Genomic DNA, 1,893 nt, shown 5'->3' on the forward strand with positions numbered 1-1,893 from the left:
CTTCCAGAGCCTGATCGGCCTGGTGCTGGTGGCGATCGGCGGCGTCATCTTCTCGCCCAGGCGCCATGGCGAGATCTTGTTCCTCAACCCCGACAACATCGCCAACATCGTGCGCGCCGTGTCAGAGACCGGCATCATCGCCATCGGCATGACCTTCGTCATCATCACCGCCGGCATCGACCTCTCGGTCGGCGCGGTGCTCGGTCTCTCCGCCGTGGTGACCGCGACCATGATGATCTCCGGCGGCTTCGGCCTCATTGCCACCATCCTCGCCGTGCTCGTCATGGGCGTCGTCTTTGGCATCGTGCAGGGCACCATCTCCACCCGCTTCCGGCTGGAGCCGTTCATCGTTACGCTGGCCGGCCTGCAGGCGGCGCGCGGCCTGGCGCTCATCGTTTCCGGCAACCAGTACATCAACATCTCCTATGGCGACGGGCCGGGACTGGCGCCGCCGGTGTTCGCGGTGCTGGGCGAGCGGCTGTTCGACAACACCGTGCCGGTGGCGACCATCGTCTTCATCGCCTTTGCCGCGATCGCCACGGTGGTGCTCAATACCACGCGTTTCGGCCGCTACGTCTTTGCCGTCGGCGGCAACGAGCGCGCCGCGCGCATTTCCGGCGTGCCGGTGTCGATGGTGAAGATCTCGGTCTATGCCATCACCGGCTTTGCCTCCGCACTTGCCGGCATCGTGCATGCCGGCCAGTTCAACTTCGGCAGCGCCAATGACGGCATGGGCTATGAGCTGACGGCGATTGCCGCCGTCGTCATTGGCGGCACCAGCCTGTTCGGCGGCGCCGGCTCGATGGTCGGCACCGTCGCCGGCACCATCATGCTCGGCGCGCTCGCCAACATCCTTCAGCTCAACAACATCACCCCCGCCACGCAGCTGCTCGCGACCGCCGCGATCATCGTGCTGGCGGCAGTGCTCCAATCCCTCGTTCGCCGCCGCGAGGGATTGGGCAGGTAGGAGGCCGGCGGCAAGCATACCCCCGAGACTGAAACCAAAGGTCTGTCCGCCCCCGGCCAGACGAGGAGGAGAGTGAGCATGAAAACCACACTGAGAGGATCGAAGCGTGCCCTCAAGGCCGCGCTTCTGGCAGGCGCCGGCCTGTGTATCGCCGGCAGCGCACAGGCCGCCGAGCCGCTGGTCAAGGCCTGCGCCAAGGACGGTCAGTTCGTCATCGGCTTTTCGCAGGCCAACAACGCCGAACCCTATCGCCAGCACGTCAATGACGAACTGACGGCCGCGGCCAAGGACGTTCCGCAGTTCACGCTGCAGATCGCCGACGGCGCCGGCAACGTCAACACGCAGACCTCGCAGGTCGACAACTTCATCACCCAGAAGGTTGATATCCTGCTGATCTCGCCCTTCGAAGCAGCGCCGCTGACGCCGGCCGTGAAGCGCGCCATGGATGCCGGCATTCCGGTGATCGAGCTCGACCGCAAGACCGTCGGCGACCCGGGCAAGGACTACACGGCCTTCATCGGCGGCGACAATTACAAGATCGCGCTCGAAGCCGGGAAATACACCGCAAAGACGCTGCTGCCCGACGGTGGCGAGACGGCGGTGCTGGAAGGCCTGCCGAGCTCGACGCCGGCGGTGGAGCGCCTCAACGGCTTCAAGGACGGCGTGAAGGAGAACGCCAAGATCCAGGTCGTCGCCGAGCAGGCCGCCGACTGGGTTCCGGATAAAGCCCAGACCGCCTTTGCCGCCATGCTGCAGGCGCATCCCGACATCAAGGTGCTCTACGCCTCGAACGACATGATGGCGGCCGGCGCGCTGCTGGCTGCCAAGGGCGCCGGCAAGGACGTCAAGATCATCGGCACCGACGGCCTGCCCGGTCCGGCCGGCGGCATCGAGGCCGTCGCCAAGGGCGACTGGGCGGCGACCTT

At 66.3% G+C, this 1,893-nt stretch carries 2 protein-coding genes; both read left to right on the forward strand.

Translation table 11 applies throughout. The features are described from left to right. A partial coding sequence (locus EN742_RS33580) for an ABC transporter permease (protein ID WP_148670462.1) occupies positions 1-967 on the forward strand: 967 nt, incomplete at its 5' end. A gap of 78 nt (positions 968-1,045) precedes the next feature. Then, positions 1,046-1,893 (forward strand): substrate-binding domain-containing protein (locus EN742_RS33585; RefSeq protein ID WP_128333808.1); only part of this gene is annotated, 848 nt, incomplete at its 3' end.

It is taken from the genome of Mesorhizobium sp. M4A.F.Ca.ET.020.02.1.1 (assembly GCF_004022645.1).
Classification (GTDB): Bacteria; Pseudomonadota; Alphaproteobacteria; order Rhizobiales; family Rhizobiaceae; genus Mesorhizobium.